Annotated in this window: 9 protein-coding genes; 1 reads left to right on the forward strand and 8 read right to left on the reverse strand. The window is 30.3% G+C overall.

The window, feature by feature from the left end:
• The 6 genes from ACI32A_RS05925 to ACI32A_RS05950 form a co-directional block, all read right to left on the reverse strand.
• Positions 1-970: acyltransferase family protein (locus tag ACI32A_RS05925; protein ID WP_439754118.1), on the reverse strand; the 970-nt coding region annotated here is incomplete at its 3' end.
• Positions 971-1,039: 69 nt separating this feature from the next.
• Positions 1,040-1,477, reverse strand: coding sequence for a zinc ribbon domain-containing protein (locus ACI32A_RS05930; RefSeq protein WP_439754119.1), 438 nt, complete (start codon positions 1,475-1,477; stop codon positions 1,040-1,042).
• A 66-nt stretch (positions 1,478-1,543) separates the two neighbouring features.
• A complete protein-coding gene (locus ACI32A_RS05935) occupies positions 1,544-2,218 on the reverse strand; it encodes a helix-turn-helix domain-containing protein (protein ID WP_439754120.1) in 675 nt (224 codons plus the stop codon).
• Positions 2,219-2,283: 65 nt separating this feature from the next.
• Entirely contained in the window at positions 2,284-2,481 is a 198-nt protein-coding gene (locus ACI32A_RS05940) for a nucleic acid-binding protein (RefSeq protein ID WP_439754121.1), read from the reverse strand.
• Positions 2,478-2,846: a rhodanese-like domain-containing protein gene (locus tag ACI32A_RS05945; protein WP_439754122.1), complete on the reverse strand. Its 369-nt coding sequence runs from the start codon at positions 2,844-2,846 to the stop codon at positions 2,478-2,480. Before ACI32A_RS05945 ends, ACI32A_RS05940 begins: the two co-directional genes overlap by 4 nt.
• Entirely contained in the window at positions 2,843-3,646 is an 804-nt protein-coding gene (locus tag ACI32A_RS05950) for an alpha/beta hydrolase (RefSeq protein WP_439754123.1), read from the reverse strand. The genes ACI32A_RS05945 and ACI32A_RS05950 overlap by 4 nt, the downstream gene beginning before the upstream one ends.
• 90 nt (positions 3,647-3,736) lie before the next feature.
• Here ACI32A_RS05950 and ACI32A_RS05955 point away from each other — a divergent pair, with 90 nt between their 5' ends.
• The gene (locus ACI32A_RS05955; RefSeq protein ID WP_439754124.1) at positions 3,737-5,155 is read left to right on the forward strand and encodes a C69 family dipeptidase; all 1,419 of its coding nucleotides are present in this window, start codon (positions 3,737-3,739) and stop codon (positions 5,153-5,155) included.
• Positions 5,156-5,180: 25 nt separating this feature from the next.
• Here the strand turns inward: ACI32A_RS05955 and ACI32A_RS05960 are convergent, their stop codons facing one another.
• On the reverse strand, positions 5,181-5,777 hold the full coding sequence (locus ACI32A_RS05960) for an AAA family ATPase (RefSeq protein WP_439754125.1): 597 nt from the start codon (positions 5,775-5,777) through the stop codon (positions 5,181-5,183).
• Positions 5,774-8,236: hypothetical protein (locus tag ACI32A_RS05965; protein ID WP_439754126.1), on the reverse strand; the 2,463-nt coding region annotated here is incomplete at its 5' end. The genes ACI32A_RS05960 and ACI32A_RS05965, both read right to left, overlap by 4 nt.

The raw sequence follows: 8,236 nt of genomic DNA on the forward strand, positions 1-8,236 counted from the left end.
GAATCATTTTATGAAAAGGTTTCATCAAGAAATCATATAAACTATTTAATCCTTTATTTAGAGGAATTAAACTCAAAGCAAACACCATCCCAACCAGTAAAATAATATACAACAATAAATCCAGCTTACCATCTACCACATCTAATATGTTCATTCCCAATGAAACATATTTATAAATCAATCCATGAAGCAAATAGACACTCATTGTATTTCTTCCAATAATAGTAAAAATATTTGATTTTAAAGGTACCAAAATCCCAATAAAAACAATTAAAAACGAAGAAATAACAGAAAGAATCAAATGAATCAAAACACCCAGTGAATCTATTCCCAGATTCTCATAGGAATCCTGATAATTGAGTACTTCCAAATCAATGGATTCATAATATTTACAGACAAAAACAAATAAAAAAACCAAAGACAAAATGGAAATACATTTCATGATTTTTTTTGATTTCAATGCCATAAATTTATCCTTTTTAAATTGATGACCCAATACAAAGAAAGGAAAAAAAGAAACCATTCTATAAATACTAAAATAATCCAATTCATCGGGTAAAAAACCAATTAATAAAGCACAAACAAAAGAAACAGGAAATAAATATTTATTATTTTCTGTATAATTTAAAATCAATCGCCAAAAAAACAAACCAATAATATACCACAATGTAAAATATGGATTATAAAAAGAAAAATGAACATTGTGATCAATTAATTGATACATGCCATAATATACCAATTGAAATAAAATATAAGGAAAAGCCAATTGACGAATCAATGATTTTATATCTTTTTTATGTGCAAAATAACCAGAAATAAAAACAAAAGCCGGCACATGAAAAAAATAAATAAAAATTCGTATGATATTCGCAATTTCAAAATCCGGTTTAAAATGATTTAAAAAATGAGCCAATACCACACAAATAATAAGAAACGCTTTATAATTATCAAAAAAAGAATCTCTTTCCATCATTAAATCACCGGAAATATTTTAGCACTTTTTTTTAGAAAAAAAAGATATTTCTGAAACCAGAAATACCTATTTCCAATGCTTTAACGTTGGAAGTAATTTTTCCATATGCTCTTTTACTTGATGAGCCGGCCAATTTTCATTTGCCATATTTTGTACACAAAAATCAATTAATTGTTCCATTGAAGTATATGTAAATTTTCCATTTTGATAACACCACTTACAATATTCTTCATTGAAATCACCATTGACTTCTTTACTCATAATAGAATCTTCTAAAGGCATGCCACAGCACTGACAAATTAACTTCTTCTCCGATCCCAATAGCGTATTAATAGAAACATCAAAAACTTTAGACAATAATTTCAAACTCTCTGTATTTGGAATAGTTTCACCTGTTTCCCAGCGAGATACTGCCTGACGAGTCACTAATACTTTCTTAGCTAATTCTTCTTGTGTCATTCCTTTTTTTAAACGAAGTCCACTAATAACTTTACTTGTTTCCATGATTTTGCTCCTTTACAATTTCATAGTAACACGCCATTCTTTTTATAAAAAGAAACAAGGAGTTGCTTAATACACAATTTCAATGGTTTCTTTTTCTGTATTGGGATTCGTTTGAATAACGGTATAAAAGAATGTATCATGCTCCACTACATTTTCTCCATATGATTTTTTATAACTAAAACGAGGAACTTGATGAAATTGTGTGACAGTTATATAGTCTGTAATCATAAAAAATCCAAATAAAAGAATAAAACTAAGAATTGAAATTCCGGCACATTTTCTTTTTTTCATTGAAAAAGAATTCAACAAAACAAATAATCCAATAGAACTAACAATAGCTCCCAGACAAGCATAAATACTTGACCAGCTGCTTTCATTTGGAAAAATCGCAAATGCCGTTCCTATAATAAACAATCCAAATCCAATCAATAAAATTCCCGTTACTTTTTTCTTTTCCAGTTTCAATTCATTTTGACTATATTCTGATAATTTTAAAGCCACTTCTTTTGTTTCCTGCTGCATTGATTCATTTTTCCTTTCTCCATCAATAATTTCAGAAATACTAACTTGATAAAACTCAGACAATTCAACCAATAAACTAATATCGGGCATATTCATACCCGTTTCCCATCGAGAAACACTTCGATTCGATACATTGAGTTGCTCAGCCAGCATTTCCTGTGTTAATTTTTTTTCTTTTCTTAAAGACTTTAAGAATGCTCCAATTTTTTTCTGATTCATTTTTTCCTCCTGCCTATAAAATAAAGAAAAAATCAAAAAAGAACACGACACAAAACGAGAATTTATTATTTTTCCTGAATTTTATCTACACAATCCAAATAAAATTCAAGATAACCACAATTTGGACAAATAGCAACACGAACTTTTCCTAAATTTCCTTTGAAAATACCAGGTTCCGGGATTTTCAATCCGTAAGCAGCTCCTTCCACTTTTATATCAAAATTTTCTTTCATTTCACATTGACAACGAATGCATTTTCTCATGAATATTCCAATTCTCCTTTCCAATCAAGAATTCCACCTATTTCATAAATATCAACATAACCCATTTCACTTAGCTTTTTTGATGCTTGCTGACTACGATTTCCACTTCGACAATATACAAAAATACAAATATTTTTATTTGATAATATTAATTCTGCTTTTTGTTCAATTTCATCCACGGGAATACAAATCGCATGGGGAATATGTCCTTGATTATATTCTTCAATCGTACGAACATCTAAAATTATATAATCTTTTTCTTGTTTCATTTGTTCCATGGCTTGATCCATAGAAATACACTGATAAAAAACCTGATGATTACATGCACATAAAAATAAACAGAAAATAATTATTATTTTTTTCATTCTATATTTCCACTGCTTCTTCCTTTTGTTTCTTCTTCTAATGGAAGCCAATTTAAAGCTTTTAAAATGAAAGTATCCCAAAAATCCCAGTCATGTCCCCCAGGTCCAGTTTCAAATGTATGATGAATGTTTTGTTTTATCAAATATTCATGAAAATGAACATTGGCTTTGTATAATAAATGATCGTCTTGTCCACATGCCATATAAATAGATGGAATATTTTTAGTAGTTTCAATTAAAGCTTTGTAGTCTTTGTCACTTCCTTTTAATTTTGATAAATCACCAAAAATAGATTCATAAAAAGATTTTCTTCTATGTAAAGGAAGAGAAGGGCTATCTGTAGACCGAATTATTAAGTCCAGAATCAATGCACTGGATAAAGCAATAATAGCACCAAATGTCTCATTGTATTTTAACCCATTTACTAAGGCACCATACCCTCCCATAGACAAACCACCAATAAATGTATCATCTCTTTTAGTAGAAAGTGGAAACGTTCTTCTTGTAAAATCAACAAGTTCTTTCCCGACAAATTGTCCAAAATTATTTCCCGATTCTTTATGATCGACATAAAAACGATTTTCTCCACTCGGCATTACGACAACTAAATTTTTATCTTGTGCCCATCGTTCAATTCGAGTCGATAAAGACCAGTCTGAATGATTTCCAAATATTCCATGTAACAAATAAAGTGTTTTAAATTTCTGTATTTTTTCTGTTTTATCACTGGGAATCAAAACTGTAATATCTACATTTCGATTCAATGACTGTGAAAAAAAGTTACAAACAATATGCGCCATATAATTCTCCTTTTAATGTATTATAGCATCTTTGATTTTCAAAATAATCCATTTTGCGCTATAATCCACTATGTAAAGAAGGTGAAAACTATGTCATGTACGACATTACTTGTTGGAAAAACAGCAAGTTATGATGGATCGACTTTGATAGCTCGAAACGAAGATAGCTGTCCTGGTCAATTTGATGCTAAAAAATGTGTTGTCATTCATCCTGATCCGCAAGCCCGTCATTATAAGTCTATTATTTCAAAAGTTGAAATTGAATTACCAGACAATCCAATGCGCTATACAGCTATGCCCGATGCGACTGGAAAAAAAGGAGTATGGGCTGCAAGTGGAGTCAATGAAGAAAATATTGCGATGACAGCGACAGAAACATTAACGAGTAATCCAAGAGTTTTAGGTGCGGATCCATTGGTGAATAATGGAATAGGAGAAGAAGATATTGTTACTTTGACACTTCCTTATATCCACAGTGCCAGAGAAGGAGTGCAACGATTAGGTATGCTTCATGAAACATATGGAACCTATGAAATGAATGGCATTGCCTTTAGTGATGTTAATGAAATATGGTGGTTTGAAACCATTGGTGGTCATCATTGGATGGCACGAAGAGTTCCAGATGATTGTTACGTGGTTATGCCCAATCAATTAGGAATTGATTGCTTTGATTTTGAAGATGCCTTTGGCAAACAAGAAAACTATATGTGTTGTTCAGATTTAAAAGAATTTGTTGAAAACAATCACTTAAATCTATCTATGAATGATAATTTTAATCCAAGAGATGCTTTTGGTTCTCATAGTGATTCCGATCATATCTATAACACACCTCGTGCCTGGTATATGCTGCAATATTTCAATCCCATTCAAGCCAAAGACTTCCAAGCTGAATCGGATGTTCTTCCTTGGTGCATGGTTCCTGAAAAGAAAATTACCATTGAAGATGTTAAATATATTTTGTCCAGTCATTATCAAGGAAGTCCATACGATCCATATCTTACACATGGAAATGCAGACAACAAAAATTGTTACAGAAGCATTGGTATCAATCGAAATAATTTTCTTTCTTGTATTCAGCTTCGTCCTTATGTAGCCAAAGAAATACAAGCCATTGAATGGATTTGTTTTGCATCCAATGTCTTTAATGCCTTTATTCCGTTATATGCCAATGTGAATGAAATCCCAGAATTCTATGCTACTTGCACAGAAAATATCTCTACAGACTCATTATATTGGACATCTCGCTTAATTGCAGCTTTAGCCGATGCCAACTACAGTGAATGTATTCCATTCATTGAACGCTATCAAGAAGCCATTCCAAGTCACGGCTATGTTATTCTGTCAAAATATGATAAAGCATACAATGAAACAAAAAATCTAAATCAATTAGAAATTGCCAATAAAGAAATGGAAACCATTGTCAAGGAACAAACACAAGCTTTATTGCAACAAGTTCTATTGATTCGAAGCAACAACATGGCTAATCGTTTTAGTCGTGCGGATGGATAAAAAAGGATGGAGACAAATTTTGTCTTCATCCTTTATATTTTGCACAAATTAGCTGAACAGCATCTTCCATACTCATAGATTCCAAATCAATATAAATATCATATTGAAAAGGATCTCCCCATTTTGATTTTGTATAATGCTCATAATATTTCTTTCTTTGCAAATCCATCTTTTCCACAAGACGAATTGCTTTTTTGTATGACAAATTTTCTTGTTTCATTTTTCTTTGAATTCGCATTTCTTTTGGAGCATGAATAAAAACCGATATTACTTTCACATCTTCATTTCTTAACACAAAATTGGCACATCTACCTACAAAAATACAATTATCTTTTTTCGCAAGTTCACGAATTTCATGACTCTGCAAATAAAATAAAACCTCCGATGTAGGAAGACCACGTGTCACATGGTGATTTCCTTCATGAACCGTCTGAAATAAGTACGGATTCGTTACCTTTTCATCGGATGATTCAAGTGTTTTTATTGACATTTCTCCATAAGAACAAGCTAAATACAACAAATGCTTTTCATACACTTTGATTCCGAGTTCTTTTGACAATAAAATTGCTATTTCATGACCACCACTACCAAATTCGCGACCAATACAGATTACTTTTTTCATTTCAATTTCTCTTTCACAATTTCAGGAATTTCCATTGTTTTTTGATTTTCATGAATATGAATTTGATATTCAAAAGAAGTTTCTATATCCAAAACAGGCAAATAGCCTTCACAAACCATTTCGATAGTTTCTAAAGAATCATCATTGACTAATATCTGTAAACTACCACTCTGATATTGAATATCCATATTCTTTATTTCTGGATGCAACGACTGAACTAATGACTTCATTCCCTCTTCATCTAAGAAAATTGAATACGTATACATGTTATTGATTTGATTCACATCAAAATTTGCTTTCATACAAATTTGTTCCATTGCATTCATTAAAGTCATAACATCTATTTCCTGATTATTTTCAATGAAATTTCCATTTTCATCGCATATACCATTTTTTGAAAAATATAAAATATTTTCTTCTTTTTCCAAAGCAAACAAAACAAATTCTTCATTCCAGTAATCTAAAATCAATGAATCATTTATTGAAATTGGTCCACATTGTATATTTATTTTCATGTCAGAAGTTATATATTCATTTTGTTTTGAAGAATATAAAGACTTAATTAAATATATCACATCTTCATTTATTTCAATTAAATCATCTGGATTCTTTTTTTGAATTGCTTTTTTCACATCTGAAGAAATTTTTATTTTTTCATTATTGGCTTTCAAATGTGCATTTAATTGAATGGAATCCGCATTTTTTAAAGTTCCACTTCCAGTAAAATCCAATTCCGACAAGGAATCTTCTTTTGTTTTCAAATCTACTTTTAAAGAAGAGACATCAAATTCATCTATTTCATTGGATAAAAGCAATTCAATCAATGCATTTGCTTTTTCTCCTTCTAGTCGAATTGAATATACATCATCTTCTTTTTCTATATCCATTAACTGATATAACTGATAAACTTCATCTAATACAAGACTATAATCTGGATATTCATCTGATATTTTAAATGCTCTTCCATTTTCCAAATAAACAATTCCATTACAATAATATAAATTGATATCTTCTTTTGAAATCACAATGACATCTTTATCCTCTATTATTGTTTTATACACCAAAGATTCATAGGAAACAGTTTCATCTCCTATTTTTCCATCACATACAATGTTAAATGCATATTCATCTTGATCTATAAATGTTTTAACAATTTCATAGGCTTTAATATCATTTATTAAATACTGTATAAAAACAGTACCTATGCATATACATAAAATAAAAACCAACAAAGTCTTTTTGATCCATTTATTTGTTCTACGTTTCTTTTTTCGTACAAATTTTAAAACCACAAGAATCAAAACAAGTAAAATAAAATCCAAAATAAGACAATACAAACAAATATGAGATGTTGATACAATCGCAATTTGAGGATTTAAAGAATCTACTGAAAACACAGAATAACTACCTTCCGAGTCTATCTTTACTTTTTTCCATTTATTTTTTTCTTTTACATAAATGCTTTCATTTTCTTTTTCAGGAAGATAACGAATCTTATGACTTTCCTGTCCATCATCTGGAATCACTATTTTCCAACATTCTTCTATGGTTTTATTTTTTTGAAAAGAAGAATTCGGATGCACTAATGTCTTGATTTCTAATTTATCATTCGAATCAAATTGACCTTCCACAAAGAAAATAGAACGACCATCTTCTCTTGTATCATTTGAATGCAATGCACAAATATAAGATTGATACTGTGCTTTAACAATTGTATCTTTCGTAAGATTTTTTAAATCAACATCTTCCCATTCCACATAATATCCTTCTTTTTGTGTAACAGCTGGATAAATGTTTTCATCAAAGGAATCTCCATAAGAAAATGGAACCGTTTTTATAACTTCATCTTCTAATATAAACGTTAAATTTAATCGTAAAAATGATTCCGGAAAAGAATCTTTGTTTTCCAATAATTCATTATAAGAAACACACTGCGCTTTTTGTTCATAACTTCTTCCATTGATTCCTGAAAGCGTCTCACTGATAAAATAGTTACTTAGAAATTCGCTATTTTCTTCTCCAGCAATGGCACCTATATATTCACTTGCCTTTTCAACGCTTACCATTGAATAACAATTTTGAATACAACTCACAGCTTCACTTACATCTTCATCTTTTCCTGAACCAATGATACCACCAACTTTTTTTCGCCCCGATAAGATACATTTTGCATAGCATGTATCAATTGTAGAATCCGTTTGTCCTGCAATTCCTCCAACATAATCAGCGTTTTCACTTGAAATAGATCCATAGTTTTCATCTTTAAATAAATAACCCAGGTCCATTTTTCCAACAATTCCGCCAACATAGCTATATTTTGTTGTGACATTTCCTGTATTCATACAATTTACACATACTGCATTTGCTTCTAGTTTTTCATCTATATGAAAATCAATGTCATCTTCAGGATCTAATTCATATTCAATGGCCATAGAACCGATAATGCCACCTGCATTTAA

The sequence above is a fragment of the Floccifex sp. genome, assembly GCF_051873555.1.
In the GTDB taxonomy this organism is placed as follows: domain Bacteria; phylum Bacillota_I; class Bacilli_A; order Erysipelotrichales; family Erysipelotrichaceae; genus Floccifex.